Annotated in this window: 15 protein-coding genes; 8 read left to right on the top strand and 7 right to left on the bottom strand. The window is 71.5% G+C overall.

Annotated features, from left to right (window positions below; genetic code table 11):
* Positions 1-110: 110 nt before the first annotated feature.
* The 7 genes from gyrA to dnaA form a co-directional block, all read right to left on the bottom strand.
* The gene (gyrA, locus tag AB1207_RS17385; RefSeq protein ID WP_367639664.1) at positions 111-2,840 is read right to left on the bottom strand and encodes a DNA gyrase subunit A; all 2,730 of its coding nucleotides are present in this window, start codon (positions 2,838-2,840) and stop codon (positions 111-113) included.
* Positions 2,841-2,895: 55 nt separating this feature from the next.
* Positions 2,896-4,974 (bottom strand): DNA topoisomerase (ATP-hydrolyzing) subunit B, encoded by a 2,079-nt coding sequence (gyrB, locus tag AB1207_RS17390; protein ID WP_437178968.1) that lies wholly within the window; start codon positions 4,972-4,974, stop codon positions 2,896-2,898.
* 293 nt (positions 4,975-5,267) lie between these two features.
* Complete coding sequence (locus tag AB1207_RS17395; RefSeq protein WP_367639665.1) at positions 5,268-5,858, bottom strand: DciA family protein; 591 nt, start codon at positions 5,856-5,858, stop codon at positions 5,268-5,270.
* On the bottom strand, positions 5,851-7,035 hold the full coding sequence (gene recF, locus AB1207_RS17400) for a DNA replication/repair protein RecF (RefSeq protein WP_367639666.1): 1,185 nt from the start codon (positions 7,033-7,035) through the stop codon (positions 5,851-5,853). The genes AB1207_RS17395 and recF overlap by 8 nt, the downstream gene beginning before the upstream one ends.
* A gap of 42 nt (positions 7,036-7,077) precedes the next feature.
* Entirely contained in the window at positions 7,078-7,992 is a 915-nt protein-coding gene (gene gnd, locus AB1207_RS17405) for a phosphogluconate dehydrogenase (NAD(+)-dependent, decarboxylating) (protein WP_367639667.1), read from the bottom strand.
* A gap of 63 nt (positions 7,993-8,055) precedes the next feature.
* Positions 8,056-9,183 (bottom strand): DNA polymerase III subunit beta, encoded by a 1,128-nt coding sequence (gene dnaN / locus AB1207_RS17410; RefSeq protein ID WP_367639668.1) that lies wholly within the window; start codon positions 9,181-9,183, stop codon positions 8,056-8,058.
* Between the two features lie 730 nt (positions 9,184-9,913).
* A complete protein-coding gene (dnaA, locus tag AB1207_RS17415) occupies positions 9,914-11,479 on the bottom strand; it encodes a chromosomal replication initiator protein DnaA (protein WP_367639669.1) in 1,566 nt (521 codons plus the stop codon).
* A 523-nt stretch (positions 11,480-12,002) separates the two neighbouring features.
* Here dnaA and rpmH point away from each other — a divergent pair.
* The 8 genes from rpmH (at position 12,003) to AB1207_RS17455 (ending at position 17,846) form a co-directional block, all read left to right on the top strand.
* Positions 12,003-12,140 (top strand): 50S ribosomal protein L34, encoded by a 138-nt coding sequence (rpmH, locus tag AB1207_RS17420; protein ID WP_367639670.1) that lies wholly within the window; start codon positions 12,003-12,005, stop codon positions 12,138-12,140.
* A 19-nt stretch (positions 12,141-12,159) separates the two neighbouring features.
* Positions 12,160-12,510, top strand: a complete 351-nt coding sequence (rnpA, locus tag AB1207_RS17425) for a ribonuclease P protein component (RefSeq protein WP_367639671.1) — start codon at positions 12,160-12,162, stop codon at positions 12,508-12,510.
* A gap of 61 nt (positions 12,511-12,571) precedes the next feature.
* Positions 12,572-12,802 (top strand): membrane protein insertion efficiency factor YidD, encoded by a 231-nt coding sequence (gene yidD / locus AB1207_RS17430; protein WP_437178974.1) that lies wholly within the window; start codon positions 12,572-12,574, stop codon positions 12,800-12,802.
* A gap of 45 nt (positions 12,803-12,847) precedes the next feature.
* Positions 12,848-13,861, top strand: coding sequence for a membrane protein insertase YidC (yidC, locus tag AB1207_RS17435; protein ID WP_367639672.1), 1,014 nt, complete (start codon positions 12,848-12,850; stop codon positions 13,859-13,861).
* A gap of 49 nt (positions 13,862-13,910) precedes the next feature.
* Positions 13,911-14,510: a Jag family protein gene (locus AB1207_RS17440; protein ID WP_437178969.1), complete on the top strand. Its 600-nt coding sequence runs from the start codon at positions 13,911-13,913 to the stop codon at positions 14,508-14,510.
* 35 nt (positions 14,511-14,545) lie between these two features.
* Positions 14,546-15,319 carry a 16S rRNA (guanine(527)-N(7))-methyltransferase RsmG gene (gene rsmG, locus AB1207_RS17445; RefSeq protein WP_367639673.1) on the top strand — a complete coding sequence of 258 codons (774 nt, stop codon included), beginning with the start codon at positions 14,546-14,548 and terminating at the stop codon, positions 15,317-15,319.
* 239 nt (positions 15,320-15,558) lie between these two features.
* Positions 15,559-16,686 carry a ParA family protein gene (locus tag AB1207_RS17450; protein ID WP_367639674.1) on the top strand — a complete coding sequence of 376 codons (1,128 nt, stop codon included), beginning with the start codon at positions 15,559-15,561 and terminating at the stop codon, positions 16,684-16,686.
* Positions 16,683-17,846: a ParB/RepB/Spo0J family partition protein gene (locus tag AB1207_RS17455; protein WP_367639675.1), complete on the top strand. Its 1,164-nt coding sequence runs from the start codon at positions 16,683-16,685 to the stop codon at positions 17,844-17,846. The genes AB1207_RS17450 and AB1207_RS17455 overlap by 4 nt, the downstream gene beginning before the upstream one ends.

The following is a 17,846-nucleotide window of genomic DNA, read 5'->3' on the forward strand; positions in this document are numbered from 1 at the left end:
GGCTGCCGACCGGGCCGGGTCAGCCGTGGGGCGCCCGGTCTGACCGGTCGCCGGGGCCTTGCCCTGCGTGCCAGCCGCTGCCGACGAAGCTGTCGCGCGTTCGGCGGGGGTCACTCGTCACCTCCGGTGTCGGGCTCGCTCGGCGGAGCCTCGGACGACGGTACGCCATCGGCCGCCCCCGCCACAGGGTCGTTCCCCGGTTCCTCCACAGGTGCTCCACCGTTCGGCGCCTCGTCGGCGCCTTCGGCGGCCGCCTGGTCGTCCCCGGCACCCGCGGTGTCGAGCAGCGGGTCGTCGGCGGCCTCCGTCGTGGCGTCGGAGACCTCCTCGGCCTCCACCTCCTCGTCGATGACGCGCTCGGCGTTCCGGGCGACGGCGAGGATGCGGTCGCCCGTCTCGGGACGGGCGAACGTGACGCCCATCGTGTCGCGGCCCTTGGCCGGCACCTCGTCGACGCGGGAGCGCACGACGCGGCCGGCCTGCATGACGACGAGGACCTCGTCCTCCTCGGAGACGGTCAGTGCCCCGACGAGGTCGCCGCGTTCCTCGGTGAGCTTGGCGACCTTGATGCCCAGCCCCCCGCGACCCTGCTTGCGGTACTCCCCGATCTTGGTGCGCTTGGCGTAGCCGAGTTCGGTGACGACGAAGACGAAGAGGTCGTCGCGGGCGACGGCCATCGCCAGCAGCTCGTCGTCGCCGCGGAACTTCATGCCCGTGACCCCGGACGTGGCCCGGCCCATCGGGCGCAGGTTCTCGTCGGTCGCCTCGAAGCGGACGCTCATGCCCTTGCGGGAGACGAGGAACAGGTCCTCGCCCTCGCCGACGAGGGTCGCGCCGAACAGTTCGTCGTCGACCTCCTCGCCGCCGTCGGGGCCCGCGTGCGAGCGCAGGTTGATGGCGATGAGCCCGCCGGAGCGGTTCGAGTCGTACTCCGACAGCCGCGTCTTCTTGACGATGCCGCCGCGGGTGGCGAGCACGAGGTACGGAGCCTGCTCGTAGTCCTCGATGTCGAGGACGGCGACGATCCGTTCCCCCGGCTGGAAGGCGAGGAGGTTCGCGACGTGCTGACCGCGTCCGTCCCGGCCGCCCTCGGGCAGCTCGTACCCCTTGGCTCGGTAGACCCGGCCCAGGTTGGTGAAGAACAGCAACCAGTGGTGGGTCGTCGTCGTGAAGAAGTGCTCGACGACGTCGTCCTCGCGCAGCGACGCCCCGCGCACCCCGCGGCCGCCGCGGCGCTGGGCCCGGTACAGGTCGGTGCGGGTGCGCTTGGCGTACCCGCCGCGGGTGACGGTGACGACGACGTCCTCGACGGGGATGAGGTCCTCGGCCGTCATGTCGCCCTCGAAGGGCAGGATCTGCGTCTTGCGCTCGTCGCCGTAGCGCTCGACGATCTCGGCCAGCTCGTCGCCGACGATCTGCCGCTGGCGCTCCGGCCGGGCGAGGATGTCGTTGTAGTCCTCGATGAGCCGCATGAGCTCGTCGTACTCGTCGATGATCCGCTGCCGCTCCAGGGCGGCCAGGCGACGCAGCTGCATCTCGAGGATCGCGCGGGCCTGGATCTCGTCGATGTCGAGCAGTTCCATCAGTCCGTCGCGGGCGACCTCGACCGTGGCGCTCGCGCGGATGAGGGCGATGACCTCGTCCATGGCGTCGAGGGCCTTGAGCAGGGCGCGCAGGATGTGGGCGCGCTCCTCGGCCTTGCGCAGCCGGAACCGCGTCCGGCGGACGATGACGTCCAACTGGTGGGTGATCCAGTGCTTGAGGAACGCGTGGATCGGCAGCGTGCGCGGCACCCCGTCGACGAGCGCCAGCATGTTCGCGCCGAAGTTCTGCTGCAGCTGCGTGTGCTTGTAGAGGTTGTTCAGCACGACCTTCGCCACGGCGTCGCGGCGCAGGATGATGACCAGCCGCTGACCCGTCCGTCCCGACGTGTGGTCCTGGACGTCGGCGATGCCGGTGAGCCGGCCGTCGCGCACGAGGTTGGCGATGTTCTCGGCGAGGTTGTCCGGGTTCACCTGGTACGGCAGCTCGCTGACCACGAGGCACGTGCGGTTCGAGATCTCCTCGACCGTGACGACCGCGCGCATGGTGATCGACCCGCGGCCGGTGCGGTAGGCGTCGGCGATCCCCCGCTGGCCGAGGATCTGCGCACCCGTGGGGAAGTCCGGGCCCTTGATGCGCTGCAGCATGGCCGCGAGCTGCTCGTCGTCGGAGGCGTCGGGGTTGTCCAGCAACCACTTCGCGCCCTCGGCGACCTCGCGGAGGTTGTGCGGCGGGATGTTCGTCGCCATGCCGACGGCGATGCCGGCCGAGCCGTTGACGAGCAGGTTGGGGAACCGGCTCGGCAGGACGTCGGGCTCGGTGGTGTGGCCGTCGTAGTTCGGGGAGAAGTCGACGGTCTCCTCGTCGATGTCCCGGACCATCTCCATGGCCAGCGGCGCCATCCGGCACTCGGTGTACCGCGGGGCCGCGGCCGGGTCGTTCCCGGGGGAGCCGAAGTTCCCCTGGCCGTCCACGAGCGGGTAGCGCAGCGACCAGTCCTGGGCGAGCCGGACGAGGGCGTCGTAGATCGAGGTGTCACCGTGCGGGTGGTAGTGACCCATGACGTCGCCGACGACGCGGGCGCACTTGGAGTACCCGCGGTCGGGGCGGTACCCGCCGTCGTACATCGCGTACAACACCCTGCGGTGCACGGGCTTCAGCCCGTCCCGGACGTCCGGCAGCGCGCGCGAGACGATGACGCTCATCGCGTAGTCCAGGTACGACCGCTGCATCTCCGCCTGCAGGTCGACCTGGTCCACGCGGTCGCCGGCGGGGGGTTCGGTGGTGCTCTCGCTCACGGGGTGGTGCCTCTCAGCTCACGGTTCTCGACGGATGTTCCACGTGGAACAGGGCTCACACGTCGAGGAACCTCACGTCGCGGGCGTTGCGCTGGATGAAGCTGCGGCGGGACTCGACGTCCTCGCCCATGAGGGTCGAGAAGACCGCGTCGGCGGCGGCGGCGTCCTCGAGGGTCACCTGCAGCAGGGTCCGGTGGGCCCGGTCCATCGTCGTCTCGGACAACTCGTCCCAGTTCATCTCGCCCAGGCCCTTGTAGCGCTGGGTCTTTCCCTCCTTGGGGAGCTTCTTGCCGGCGGCCAGGCCGGCCTCCATGAGGGCGTCGCGCTCCCGGTCGGAGTAGGCGAACTCGTGGTTCTCCGCGCCCCCCAGCCACTTGATCCGGTACAGCGGTGGCTGCGCCAGGTACACGTGACCACCCTCGACGAGCGGGCTCATGTAGCGGAACAGCAGCGTGAGCAGCAGCGTCCGGATGTGCTGACCGTCGACGTCGGCGTCGGCCATGATGATGATCTTGTGGTACCGGAGCTTCTCGACGTTGAAGTCCTCGCCGATGCCCGTCCCGAAGGCCGTGATGAGGGCCTGGACCTCCTGGTTGCCCAGGGCGCGGTCCAGCCGGGCCTTCTCGACGTTGAGGATCTTGCCGCGGATCGGCAGGATCGCCTGGGTCCGGGGGTCGCGACCGCGGGTGGCCGAACCGCCCGCCGAGTCGCCCTCGACGATGAAGACCTCGCACTCGGCGGGGTTGTTGGACTGGCAGTCCTTGAGCTTGCCGGGCAGCGAGTTGCGCTCCAGCAGCGACTTGCGGCTCGCCTCGCGGGCCTTGCGGGCCGCCTGCCGGGCGATCGAGGCCGACTGCGCCTTCTTCGCGATCGTCCAGGCCTCCTTGGGGTTGGCCTGGAACCAGTGCCCGAGGTGCTCGCGCACCTGGGCCTGGACGAAGGTGCGGGCCAGGGTGTTGCCCAGCTTCGTCTTCGTCTGCCCCTCGAACTGCGGTTCGGTGAGCTTGACCGAGATGACGGCCGTCAGCCCCTCGCGGATGTCGGACCCGTCGAGGTTCTCGTTGTCCTTGAGGATCGCCGGCTTCGCCGTGCGGGCGTAGTCGATGACGAGGTTCGTCAACGCCGTGCGGAACCCCGCCTCGTGCGTCCCGCCCTCGGAGGTGTTGATGTTGTTGGCGTAGGTGAACACGGCCTCGGAGTACGCCGTCGTCCACTGCATCGCGACCTCGACCGCGATGCCCTTCTCCTTGTCCTCCGCCTCCAGCGAGATGACCGTCTCGTGCAGCGGCTCGTTCTTCTTCAGCGCGTTGAGGTGCTTGACGTAGTCGATGAGCCCGTCGTCGTACCGGTAGCTCGCCGACCGCACCGGCGCGTCGTCCGTGCCCTCGGCGGTCTCGTCCTCGGGGTGGACGCGCTCGTCCGTGAGGTTCAGCGAGAGACCCTTGTTGAGGAAGGCCCGCTGCTGGAAGTTCGTGCGGAGCGTCTCGTACGAGTAGTCCGTCGTCTCGAAGATCTCGCCGTCGGCCCAGAACGTGATGGTCGTCCCGGTGGCGTCGGTCGCCTCGCCCTTCTCCAGGGGCGCCAGCGGCACACCGTGCTCGTAGGACTGGCGCCACGCGTGGCCCTGACGGCGGACCTCGACGTCGAGCCGGGTCGACAACGCGTTGACGACGGAGCTGCCGACGCCGTGCAGACCACCGGAGACGGCGTACCCGCCGCCGCCGAACTTGCCACCGGCGTGCAGGACGGTGAGGACGACCTCGACGGCGGGACGACCCTCGCCGGGCATGACGTCGACGGGGATGCCGCGGCCGTTGTCGACCACGCGCACGCCGCCGTCGGCGAGCAGCGTGACGTCGACCGTGTCGCAGTAGCCGGCCAGCGCCTCGTCGACGGAGTTGTCGACGATCTCGTAGACGAGGTGGTGCAGACCACGCTCACCCGTCGACCCGATGTACATGCCGGGCCGCTTGCGGACGGCCTCGAGACCCTCGAGGACGGTGATCGCGTCGGCGCCGTACTCGGGGTTCGCGACCCCGTCGGGGGTCACCGCGTCGGCCAGGGAGGGTGCGTCCTCGGGGTTCACGTCCTGCGGGTTCGCGTCCTCGGGACCGGGCGTCTCTTGGTCTGGCACGAGCGCGTGCTCTCCCTCCGCGTCGAGGCGGTCGCGCGCGGGCGTGGCGAGCCGGTGGCCCGAGCCGGGCACCCGGCCGTGACCAGCTGGTCACGGTGGCCCGGAGCCCGTGCGATCCAGGTGCCCGCAGGACCACCAGGTTCGCTGACAGTCTACCCCGTCCGGACCGGCTCCCGTCGCTGCGCGCGCCCCTGCGCGGCCCCTGAGCCGCGCGACCCCCTCGCGCGTGGGGGACCTCGCACCGGGGGGTCCGACGGTCCTGAGCCGTTCCCGGGCCGAGCCGAGCCGGCGGATCAGCCGTAGGTGTCGCGGGGCCCGCGGCCGCCGGGGGCGGACCGGCCGCCCTTGCGCCACGACGGGCCCTGCGGTCCGCGGACGACGACCTTGGTGACGACGCCGTGGCCGAGCTCCTCGTCCAGGCGGCGCACGAGGTGGCTCGTCAGCAGCCGGACCTGGGTGGCCCAGGCCGTCGACTCCGCGCGCACGACGAGCGTGCCGTCCTTGAGCGTCTCGGGGGCGCAGTGCCCCGCCAGCTCCGGCCCGACCACGGCGTCCCAGCGGCCGAAGGCCCCGCCGACGGCGACGGGCTGCTCCCAGCCGCGCTCGCCGACGAGCCGTCCCAGCGTCGAGTCCAGGCTCTGCGGGTCCCGCGCGTCCGGCCAGGCCCCCGACCGGGCCGACGCTCCGGTGCGCCGCAGCGCCTCCGCCCGCCGGGCCTCGGCCGGCTTCATCCCCCCCAGGGGCGCCCGTCCCGGGCGCAGGCCCTTCGCCGCCGCAGCCGCGCGGGCCCGGCCCAGCGCCGTGCGGGCCAGGTCCGCCCCCGCCGGGTCGGTCCCCTCCGGCGGGTCCTCCTCCGTCGAGGGGTCGTCCGGTGCGTCAGTCACCGGCGTCCTCCCGCACGGCGACGCCGGTGCTCACGTGGACGCGGTCGGCGCGGTCCCCCCGCAGCGCGGCCGGGACGTCCTCGGGCACGGCGGCCGTCACGAGCACCTGCTCGGCGTCGGCGACGACCTCGGACAACCGCTCGCGCCGGCCGGCGTCGAGCTCGGCGAAGACGTCGTCGAGGACGAGCACCGGACCGCCGGGGTCCTCGTGGACGTCGTCCTCCAGCAGCAGGCGGTAGCTGGCCAGCCGCAGCCCCAGGGCCACCGACCAGCTCTCGCCGTGGCTGGCGTACCCCTTGGCGGGCATCCCGCCCAGGGTCAGCACGAGGTCGTCGCGGTGCGGGCCGACGAGGCACACCCCGCGGTCGAGCTCGGCCTTGCGCTGCTCCGCCATCTGCTCCAGGAGCGCCGTCCGCAGCTCCTCCGGGCTCGGCACCGCGCCCCCGGGCGTCGTCGCGACGCCCTCGGCGAGCAGCGGGAGGGAGGAGCGGTAGCCCAGCTCCAGGTCGCCCTGCCCCTTGCTGACGGAGCGGTACGCCTCGGCGGCCGGCTCCCGCAGGTCGCCCAGCAGCGCGAGCCGGGCCGAGAGCAGCTCGGACCCCGAGGCCGCGAGGTGCTCGTCCCACACGTCGAGGGTGTGGGTGTCGGCGCGGCCCGAGCGCATCGCGCTGCCGGCGGACTTCAGCAGCGCCCCGCGCTGGCGCAGGACGCGGTCGTAGTCGGCCCGCACGCCCGCCACGCGCGGCCAGCGCGTGACGAGGAGCTCGTCGAGGTAGCGCCGGCGCTCGGTCGGGTCGCCCTTGACGAGCGCGAGGTCCTCCGGGGCGAAGAGCACCGTGCGCAGGACGCCCAGGACGTCCCGGGTCCGGCGGACCGGGTTGCGGTTCAGCCGCGCCCGGTTGGCCTTGCCCGGGGTGATCTCCAGCTCGACGAGGGCCCGGCGGCCACCGCGCACCAGCTCGGCGCGCACCACGGCCCGGGGAGCGCCCTGGCGGACCAGGGGCGCGTCCCCGGAGACGCGGTGGCTGCCGAGGGTGGCGACGTAGCCGATCGCCTCGACGAGGTTGGTCTTGCCCTGCCCGTTGAGTCCGACGAAGGTCGTCGTCCCCGGTCGCAGGTCGAGCTCGAGGCTCTCGTACGACCGGTAGTCGACCAGGGAGAGGTGCGCGACGTGCACGCGGTCCCGCTCCTCCCGTCCGTCAGGCCTGGTGGGCCGGCGTCACTCGTTGACCGAACCCGCACCCGAGCTCGGGCCGGCCGACGTCACCGCGTGGCCACCGAACTGGTTGCGCAGCGCGGCGACGGCCTTGATCGAGGGCGAGTCCTCCTGGCGGGAGGCGAAGCGCGCGAACAGCGCCGCCGCCAGCACCGGCATCGGGACGGCGTTCTCGATGGCCTGCTCCAGCGTCCACCGGCCCTCGCCGGAGTCCTGGGCGTAGCCGCGGATGTTGTCGAGCTTGGGGTCCTCCTCCAGCGCGCGGACCATGAGGTCCAGCAGCCAGGAGCGGACGACCGTGCCGCGCGTCCACGCCTTGAAGACGGCGGGGACGTCGTGGATGATCCCCTTCGCCTCGAGGAGCTCGTAGCCCTCGGCGTAGGCGTGCATGAGGCCGTACTCGATGCCGTTGTGGACCATCTTGGAGTAGTGGCCCGCACCGACGCCGCCGGCGTGCACGAAGCCCTCCTCGCGGGGGCCCTCCGGGCGCAGCGCGTCGAACACGGGCAGGGCCAGGTCGACGTGGCCCTTCGCGCCGCCGACCATGAGGCCGTAGCCGTTGTCCTTGCCCCACACGCCGCCGGAGACGCCGCAGTCGAGGTAGCCGGTGCCGCGCTCGGCCAGGAGCTTGGCGTTCACCTCGTCGTCGGTCCACTTGGAGTTGCCGCCGTCGATGACGAGGTCGCCGTCCTTCAGGAGCGGGGCCAGGTTCGCGACGGTGTCGCGGGTGATCTTGCCCGAGGGCACCATCACCCAGACGACCTTGGGCGAGGGCAGCGCCTCGACGAGGGCCGCGAGGCTGGGGACGTCGGTGACGTCGGGGTTCGGGTCGTACCCGGTGACCTCGATGCCCTTGTCGCGCAGCCGGGCGCGCATGTTGCCGCCCATCTTGCCGAGACCGACGAGACCGATGTGCATGGCCAGACGCTTCCCTTCTCGCGCCCGGCTGCTCTCTCGAGCCGGGCTGTGTGACCGCCGGGCTCAGCCGGCGAGGCGGACCGGCATCAGGAGGTACCGGTAGCTGTCGTCGTCGTCCCCGTCGAGGTCCGCCTGGCCGGTGAGGACCGCCGGACGCGTCGCCTGGGTGAACGAGAGCCGGGCGAACGGCGCGGCCAGCGCACCGAGTCCGTCCAGCAGGAACTGCGGGTTGAAGGCGATGGCGATGGACTCACCGACGAGGGTGGCCTCCAGGGCCTCCGTCGCCTGCGCGTCCTCGCCCTGTCCCGCTTCCAAGGACAGCACGCCGTCCTCGAAGCGCAACCGCACGGGCGTGTTGCGCTCGGCGACGAGGGCGACGCGCTTGACCGCCTCCGTCAGGGCCGCCGTGGAGACGACCGCGTGCGTCGGGGACTCGGCCGGGAACAGGGCGCGGACCTTGGGGTACTCGCCGTCGACGAGGAGCGAGGTCGAGTACCGGCCGCCGGCCTGGAAGCCGATGAGGTCGCTGGCTCCGTCGGCCAGGGCGAGCGTCAGGTTGCTGCCCCCGCCCAGGGACCGCGCCACGTCGGACAGCGTGCGGGCGCGCACCAGGGCCACGGCGGACAGGTCCGGCGTGCTGGGGTTCCACCGCAGCTCGCGGACCGCGAGGCGGTACCGGTCGGTCGCCAGGAGCGTCAGGCGGTCGCCCTCGATCTCCATGCGCACGCCGGTCAGGATCGGCAGCGTCTCGTCGCGGCTCGCGGCGATGGTGACCTGGGCGACGGCCTCGGTGAACTCGCCACCGGCGATCTCCCCGGACGCCTCCGGCAGCTGCGGCAGCGAGGGGTACTCGTCGACCGACATCGTCAGCAGCGTGAAGCGGCTCGCGCCGCACGTGACGACGACCTTGGAGCCCTCCGTCGTCAGCGTCACCGGACGCGCGGGGAGGCTGCGGGAGATGTCGGCCAGGAGGCGTCCGGAGACGAGGACGCGACCGGCCGTGCGGACGTCGGCCGGCAGCTCGGCGCGCGCGGACACCTCGTAGTCGAAGGTGGACAGCTTCAGGGTGCCCTCGTCGGTGGCCTCCAGGAGCACCCCGGCGAGCACGGGCACCGGGGGGCGCGAGGGCAGCGCCCGGGCAGCCCACGCGACGGCGTCGGCCAGCACGTCGCGCTCGACCTGCAACTCCACCAGGCACCGCCTCTCAGTCGTCCTGCGCGGCTGCTCACCGCTCCGTGCCGCGTCTGCGGCCCGTGAGGGCGACGGCAGGACGTGGCGGCTTCCGACAGTAGTGGAGAGGCAGGACACGCGTGCACGCGCCTCCTCGGCGCCGATCGTCGCCCCGACGAGGGAGGTCACGGTGAGTCACGAGGTGTCGGACAGGCCTGCACGCCTTGTTCGAACGACTCCGGAGACGTCGATCACTCGGAGTGACCACCTCGTCCTCAGGGCAGCCCTCGAGGCAGGTCCTGAGCCGTTTCCCCACCACCAGTCCACACTGGACGTGGGTTGACGGACTTCACCGTAGAGGGATCCGTCGTAGTAGTCACCCTTGTGGAGGCTGTGGACGGGCGAGCGTCGTCGCAGGTCAGACCCTGTTCGAGGCCCTCGGAGCCGTGTGGACGGGGTGAGGACGGCGAGGTCCGGTCGTCCACAGGTGATCGTGCCCGCGCCGCGTCGTCCACGCCCGTCCCCAGGCGGTCCCCACGGCGTCCACGGCTCGTCCACGGGGTTGTCCACGGCTCACGACGTCGTCGTCCACATGTCTGTCCCCAGCGTGTGGACAACTGTGGACGGACCGTCAGGGCCCGCGCGAGGGGCGTTCGGGGCGTCCTGGGCACGCAGGCACGCCGGACGACGAGAGCCCCGCCGGCGACGCTGCCGGCGGGGCTCCCAGGGGTCGTGCGGAGTGCAGGGGGCGTCAGGCGCCCGCCTGCTTCTTGATGCGGTTGGTCAGCTCCGTGACCTGGTTGTACGTGCTGCGCCGCTCGGCCATCTGCTGCTTGATCTTGCGCTCGGCGTGCATGACCGTCGTGTGGTCGCGGCCGCCGAAGTGCTGGCCGATCTTCGGCAACGACAGCTCCGTCAGCTCGCGGCACAGGTACATGGCGATCTGGCGGGCCGTGACGAGCGTGCGCGAGCGCGACGTCCCGCACAGGTCGTCGAGGGTGACCGAGAAGTAGGACGCGGTCTGGCCCATGATCGCGGCCGCCGTGATCTCGGGCGTCTCGTCGTTGGGGATGAGGTCGCGCAGGACGATCTCGGCCAGGCTCATGTCGACCGGCTGCCGGTTCAGGCTGGCGAAGGCCGTGACGCGGATGAGCGCGCCCTCGAGCTCGCGGATGTTCGAGGAGATCTTCGAGGCGATGTACTCGTTGACGTCGTCGGGCACCTCGAGGCGCTCGCCGATCGCCTTCTTGCGGAGGATGGCGATGCGGGTCTCGAGGTCCGGCGGCTGGACGTCTGTGATGAGGCCCCACTCGAAGCGGCTGCGCATCCGCTCCTCGAACCCGGACAGCTGCTTGGGCGGCAGGTCGGACGTGATGACGACCTGCTTGCTCGCGTTGTGCAGCGTGTTGAAGGTGTGGAAGAACTCCTCCTGCGTCTGGACCTTGTTCGACAGGAACTGGATGTCGTCGATGAGGAGGACGTCCACGTCGCGGTGCCGGCGCTGGAAGGCCTGCGCCTTGTCGTCGCGGATCGAGTTGATGAAGTCGTTGGTGAACTCCTCGGAGTTCACGTACCGCACCTGCACGCCCGGGTAGAGGTTCTGGGCGTAGTGCCCGATCGCGTGCAGCAGGTGCGTCTTGCCCAGCCCGGACTCCCCGTAGATGAACAACGGGTTGTAGGCCTTGGCGGGCGCTTCGGCGACGGCGACCGCGGCCGCGTGGGCGAAGCGGTTGCTGGCGCCGATGACGAAGGACTCGAAGATGTACTTCGGGTTCAGCCGGGCGTTCTCGACCTTGGTCGTGGACCGGTTGCGGGGGACCTGCCGCCCCGTGCCCGCCCCGCGGTCGACCTTGTAGCCGGTGAAGAGCAGGTCCGGGTCGGAGTCGTCCAGGGGCGACTCCTCCTCGAGCCCGCCACCGCGACGGTCGCCCTGGGAGGGCACGTGCGGGACGCCCTCGGCGTCCAGACCGGCCCCGACGCGCTCGCGCTCCACGCTGGGGACGCCGTCGTCGCCGGAGCGCTCGCCCGTCCGCTCGGGGGCCAGCACCTGGCCGATGGAGGGGTCGACCGTCACCGCGAGCCGGATGGCCGAGCCGTAGGCGTCCGAGAGCGCCCGGGTCAGCGGTTCGCGGACCTTCTGCTCGATGACGTCCTTGGTGAGGTCGTTCGGCACGGCCAGCAGCGCGGTGCCGTCCAGGAGGCCGAGCGGGCGGGTCAGCCGCACGAACGCCCGCTGGTGGGGAGTGATGCCCCCGTCGTCCAGCTGCGCGACGGCACGTTCCCAGACGCTGGGGAAGTCCCCTCCGTCGGTCTCCACTCGAGCCCTCTCCCGTCGTACCGGATCCGTCTGACGGGACTCGTCCACACCCCTGTCCACACCTGTGGAGGACGGCGGGGGTGCGACGAACCGCCCGTCGCAGGCACCTCGATCGGATGCGGGCGTCGGCACGTCGAGCGGGACCGTAACAACGTGGACGGCTCGCGTTCAAGTGCCGTGCACGCCGCCGCAGTCCGCCGGACGCCCCGACGACACCGCCCGGAGGGAACGCCGTCGCAGCGGCGTGCCGACCAGGGGTCGAGGAGCCGGTCCCGGCGGGTCGTCCCACCCGGACCTGTGGGGGAACGCTACCTTCCTGCCACCACCCGGACGGGCGAGCGGCGGCCCCTGTGGACGGACCGCGGGCCGCCCCGTGGCCCTGCCGCCTGCGCGCTTTGACCCGGTCGGGTCGAGGACCGTACTCTGCAAGGGACTGTGCTCCGCATCGTCGACCCGTCCGCCCAGTGTGGACGGTGCCGACAGTCCGGCGGGGCCCGCCCGCACGAGTCCCAGGAGTCCCGCCGTGAGCAAGCGCACCTTCCAGCCGAACAACCGTCGCCGCGCCAAGGTGCACGGTTTCCGTCTGCGCATGCGCACCCGCGCCGGCCGCGCCATCCTCTCCGCGCGCCGCAGCAAGGGCCGCGCGCAGATCGCCGCCTGACCTCAGATCCCCCGCCCGCGTGCTGGCTGCGGAGCACCGCCTTCGCCACCGGGACGACTTCACGGTCGCCTTCCGGCAAGGTCGGCGTGCGGGCACGCGTCGCCTGGTCCTGCACTGGGCGACGACCGACCGAGCCCACCCCACCCGGGTGGGCTTCGTCGTGTCCAAGGCCGTCGGGGGTTCGGTGCAGCGCCACCGGACCCAGCGCCGGCTCCGGCACCTGGCGGCGGACCGCCTGGCGGTCCTGCCGGCCGTGGGCGGTCTGCTGGTCGTCCGTGCCCTCCCCGGCGCGGCCGAGGCCAGCTCGGCGGACCTGGCCGTCGACGTCGACCGCGGGCTGAAGCGCTTGGGGTTGGCCCCCGGTGACTGAGCCGACGGGAGACCCGTCGCCCGGGCGTCGGTGGTGGCACCCCCTGCGGTGGCCGGCACTGCTGCTGGTCCTGCTCGTGCGCGCCTACCAACTGCTCGTCTCTCCCGTGCTCGGGCCGACGTGCCGCTTCTACCCCTCGTGCTCCGCGTACGCCGTCGAGGCGCTGCGGACCCGAGGTGCCGTCGTCGGAACCTGGTTGACCGTCCGGCGACTCCTCCGCTGCCACCCGTGGAACCCTGGTGGGGTGGACCCCGTTCCGCCGAAGGGGCACTCCCGGGTGCCAGCGCCCTGAGGTCAGCCCTGTGAGCCCGACCCCTGTGAGAGGACGAACCGCCCCATGATCGAGTTCTTCTACGACCTTCTCCATCCCATCCAGTGGGTGGTCGCGTGGATCATGGTGCGCTTCCACGACCTCTTCACCGCGATCGGGTTCGACCCGGCCGGCGGGGCCGCCTGGTCGCTGTCGATCGTCGGCCTCGTGGTCGTCATCCGCATCCTGCTCATCCCGCTCTTCGTCAAGCAGATCAAGGCGATGCGCGGGATGCAGGTCATCCAGCCCGAGATGCGGAAGATCCAGCAGAAGTACAAGGGCAAGAACGATCCCGCCTCCCGCCAGGCCATGCAGCAGGAGATGATGGCGCTCTACCGGTCGTCGGGGACGAACCCGATGGCCAGCTGCCTGCCGATCCTCCTGCAGTCCCCGATCTTCCTCGCGCTGTTCCACACGCTGAACGGCATCGCGCAGGAGAAGACGGTCGGCCCGCTGAACGAGGAGCTCGTCAAGCAGGCCGACCAGGCCACGATCTTCGGGGCCCAGCTCTCCGACGTCTTCATGAAGTCGTGGGGTGACGGCAACTGGAACGCCATCGTCCTCACCGCCGTGATGATCGTCCTGATGTCGGCGTCGCAGTTCATCACGCAGAAGCAGCTGATGGCGAAGAACACCTCGTCGGCGTCGATGGAGGGCAACCCCTTCGCTCAGCAGCAGAAGCTGATGCTCTACATCCTGCCGATCATCTTCGCCGTCTCCGGCGTCAACTTCCCGATCGGTGTCCTCCTCTACTGGCTCACCACCAACGTGTGGTCCATGGGCCAGCAGTTCTTCGTCATCCGCCGCATGCCCAACCCCGGGTCGCTGGCGGAGAAGGAGCTGGAGGAGCGCAAGGCCCGTCGCGCAGCCCGTCGTGGTGTCGTGCTCACCAAGGAGGGCGCCCCCGAGGCCGCCACCAGTGCGGAGCACACCACCCCGGCCACGCCGGTGCGGCGTCAGCGCCAGCAGCCCAAGCGGGGCAACAGCCGCCAGCAGCGCCGGCCCGGAGGCTCGCGGTCGAGCCAGGGCCCCAACCGCTGACGACCCGCCCGACAGACCAGCTCCACTGCCACACCAGCCAGGAGGACGTGTGAACGACACGACGGACGCGGTCGAGGAGACCTCGGTGGACCAGACCGAGGATGCTGCCGCGACGGCGACCGAGGAGCCCCGCCGCAAGGGGTCGACGAAGTCGCGACTCGAGGAGGAGGGCGACATCGCCGCCGACTACCTCGAGGAGCTTCTCGACATCGTCGACCTCGACGGGGACATCGACATCGACATCGAGAACGGCCGCGCTTCGGTGGCGGTCGTGGCCGACGAGGCGGGCACACCCGCTCTGTCGCGGCTCGTCGGCTCCGACGGCGAGGTGCTCGAGGCCCTGCAGGAACTGACCCGGCTCGCAGTGCAGGCGCAGACGGGCGACCGGACGCGGCTCATGCTCGACGTCGCCGGCCACCGCTCCACCAAGCGCACCTCGCTCGTCCGGCTGGCCCACGAGGTCGTCGCTCGGGTGCAGTCCTCCGGTGCGGCGGAGCGGCTCGAGCCGATGTCCGCCTTCGAGCGCAAGGTCGTCCACGACGCCGTCGCGGCGAAGGGCCTCGTCAGCGAGTCCGAGGGCGAGGAACCGCGTCGCCGCGTCGTCGTCCTGCCCACGCCGACCGGAGATCCACAGAGCAGCGACGCGTGATCTGACCGGGCTCCGTCGGCCGATAGGGTGACGGGGTGTCGGATGATCTGCCTGAGGGCGGTGGTGTTCCACGTGGAACACCACCGCCCTCCGTCGTTCCCGGGGTCGTTGACGAGACCCTCCGCCCCGAGATCGAGCGCGTCTTCGGTGACCGCGTCGAGCGTGCAGCGGCCTACCGCGACCTGCTCGCCACGGCAGGCGTCGAACGCGGTCTCATCGGGCCGCGAGAGGTCCCCCGGCTGTGGGACCGGCACCTCCTGAACTGTGCCTACCTCGGTGACGTCGTCGAGGACGGAGCCTCCGTCCTCGACATCGGCTCCGGTGCCGGGCTCCCAGGGATCCCGTTGGCGCTTGCGAGGCCGGACGTCCAGGTACGACTCGTCGAGCCCCTCGAGCGGCGGTACACCTTCCTGCGCGAGGCCATCGCCGAGCTGGACCTGCGTGATCAGATCGCCGTGGCCCGCGGCCGTGCGGAGGACGTGCGCGGAGAGTTCTCGGCGTCCGTCGTGACGGCCCGGGCGGTCGCGCCGTTGGCGACGCTGTACGGCTGGGCCCTCCCGCTCGTCGTCACCGGTGGACACCTCGTCGCCATCAAGGGACGGAGCGCTGCTGACGAGATCGCGGCGGCAGCCGACGTGCTCCGGCAGATGGGCATCACCGCCGAACCGGAGGTGCTGCGGGTGGGTCCGGACGCGGAGAGCGGCACGACGGTGGTCCGGGTGGCTCGGGGCCACGGCCCTCTCCGCCAGACGACAACCGCAGCAGCAACGGCACCGAAGCGTCGCGGTCCTCGAGGGCAGCGACGGTGAACCACGGGAAGGATCAGCGCGTGAGTCAGCTCGGTTGGTTCGGGCGAACGGCGGCAGCGACAGCGCACGGCGGGCTCGGCTGGTTCCCTGCTCACGCGCTGGTCGATGTTCCACGTGAAACGCCGGTCGATGAGTCGTCAGCGGAGGTCGTCGAGAGTGCCCCCGTTTCACGTGAAACGGACGACCTGCTGGAATCGAGCCCCGAGGCGTCGGTTCCACGTGAAACATCTCTGTCCGTCGTGGCCGAACCGGTGACCGAGGCGGCCACCGGGACCGTGGTGGAGGCCGTCGTCGACGAGACGCTCGCCCCGGTCGTCGACCTCCACCCGACGGCAGCAGACGTTCCGGCCGCCTTCCCCGACGAGGTGACGGACGACGAGGTCCCGCTGCCCGCTGTTCCACGTGAAACGCCCGCGCCCCGGGCTCCGGAACGCTTCCCGCGACCGACCGAGACGCGCATCATGACGATCGCCAACCAGAAGGGTGGCGTCGGGAAGACGACGACGGCGGTCAACTTGGCCTCGGCGTTGTCTGCTGCCGGCCTCAAGGTGCTCGTCCTCGACCTGGACCCGCAGGGCAACGCGTCGACCGCTCTGGGCATCGACCACCACGCCGGTGTGCCCGGGATGTACGAGGTGCTCGTCGAGGGCAAGCCGTTGCAGGACGTCGTGCAGAAGTGCGACGAGGCGCCGGACCTCTGGTGCGCTCCCGCCACGGTCGACCTGGCCGGTGCCGAGATCGAGCTCGTCTCGATGGTGGCTCGCGAGTCTCGGCTGCAGCGTGCGGTGGCGAAGTACTTCAAGGGTCTGCAGCAGGCAGGTGAGCGTCGGGTCGACTACGTCCTCATCGACTGCCCCCCGAGCCTCGGGCTGCTGACCATCAACGCCTTCGTGGCCGCGCCTGAGGTGCTCATCCCCATCCAGTGCGAGTACTACGCGTTGGAGGGGTTGAGCCAGCTGCTGTCCAACATCGAGCTGATCCAGGAACACCTCAACCCGGACCTCGCCGTCACGACGATCCTGCTCACCATGTACGACGGTCGGACCCGCCTCGCCGCGCAGGTCGTGGAGGAGGTGCGTCACCACTTCGGGGAGCAGGTCCTGCGCTCGCTCGTGCCGCGGTCCGTGCGCATCTCGGAGGCGCCCAGCCACGGGCAGACGGTCATGGCGTACGACCCGCTCTCCTCGGGTGCCCTGGCCTACCTCGAGGCGGCGCGCGAAATGGCTCAGCGTGGCGTGCAGGAGACGCCCACCCCTGCGGGGGATGCTGGCGTGGGTTCGGCCCCGGCGGTGGCTGACCCGTGGGCACGGTGGACGGACGGACTGGTGACGCGGCGCGGGTTCGCGTCGAAGGAGGGTGGAGCGTGAGCGACAAGCGACGTGGTCTCGGGCGTGGTCTCGGGGCCCTGATCCCCAGCGGGGGCACGACGACCCAAGCCCGTCCGGGGACGGCAACGCCATCGCTGCCGCCGGCCATGCGCCCCGCAGGCCGACCGGTCGACGTCTTCTTCGACCAGCGGCCGACTCCCGCGCCGGAGCCCGCTGACGACACCCGCGACGAGGACACGTCGTTTCACGTGGAACGCGTGGGTGACCTCGCGGTCGTCACGACGGAGGACGCGCAGCAGACACCCGACGCGACCGAGGACGAGACCGTCCCCCCGGCCGACGCTGCGCAGGACGCGGCAGCGGCGGCGGAGCAGGACGGTCTGGTCGAGGTCCCGGGCGCCCGCTTCGCGGAGGTCCCGGTCGCGGCCATCACGCCGAACCCGCGTCAGCCCCGCACAGTCTTCGACGAGGACGACCTCGCCGAGCTCGTGCACTCGATCCGTGAGATCGGTGTCCTCCAGCCCATCGTCGTGCGTCCCGTTGCGGCGGCTGACGACGGCTCGCCCCGCTACGAACTCGTCATGGGTGAGCGGCGCTGGCGCGCGACGACGGAGGCCGGCTTCGACACGATCCCCGCGATCGTCCGCGACACCGCTGACGACGACCTGCTGCGGGACGCGCTGCTGGAGAACCTGCACCGCAGCCAGCTGAACCCGCTCGAGGAGGCGGCCGCCTACCAGCAGCTCCTCGAGGACTTCGGCTGCACGCACGAGGACCTGGCCTCGCGCATCGGCCGCTCGCGTCCGCAGATCAGCAACACGCTGCGGCTCATGAAGCTGCCGCCGCTGGTGCAGCGGCGGGTCGCCGCGGGCGTGATCAGCGCCGGGCACGCGCGCGCACTGCTGTCGCTCGAGGACGGCGCGGCGATGGAGCGGCTCGCGCAGCGCGTCGTCGCCGAGGGTCTGTCCGTCCGGGCGGTCGAGGAGATGATCGCCCTCGGTGACGCGGACACCGCCCCGCGCCGGCGCAACCCCTCTGAGCCGCAGCCGGAGCTCGACAACCGTGCGACGCTGCTCGCCGACCGCCTGGACACCCGCGTGAAGATCAGCATGGGCCGCACGCGGGGTCGTCTGACGGTGGACTTCGCGGGGGTCGAGGACCTCGACCGCATCCTCCGGCTGCTCGGCAGCCAGAACTGA

The sequence above is a fragment of the Kineococcus endophyticus genome, from assembly GCF_040796495.1.
GTDB lineage: Bacteria > Actinomycetota > Actinomycetes > Actinomycetales > Kineococcaceae > Kineococcus > Kineococcus endophyticus.

What these genes read in the sequence shown, in the direction of transcription:
- gnd (WP_367639667.1), bottom strand. Translation starts at nt 7,992, where the DNA reads ATGCACATCGGTCTCGTCGGTCTCGGCAAGATGGGCGGCAACATGCGC.
- yidC (WP_367639672.1), top strand. Translation starts at nt 12,848, where the DNA reads ATGATCGAGTTCTTCTACGACCTTCTCCATCCCATCCAGTGGGTGGTC.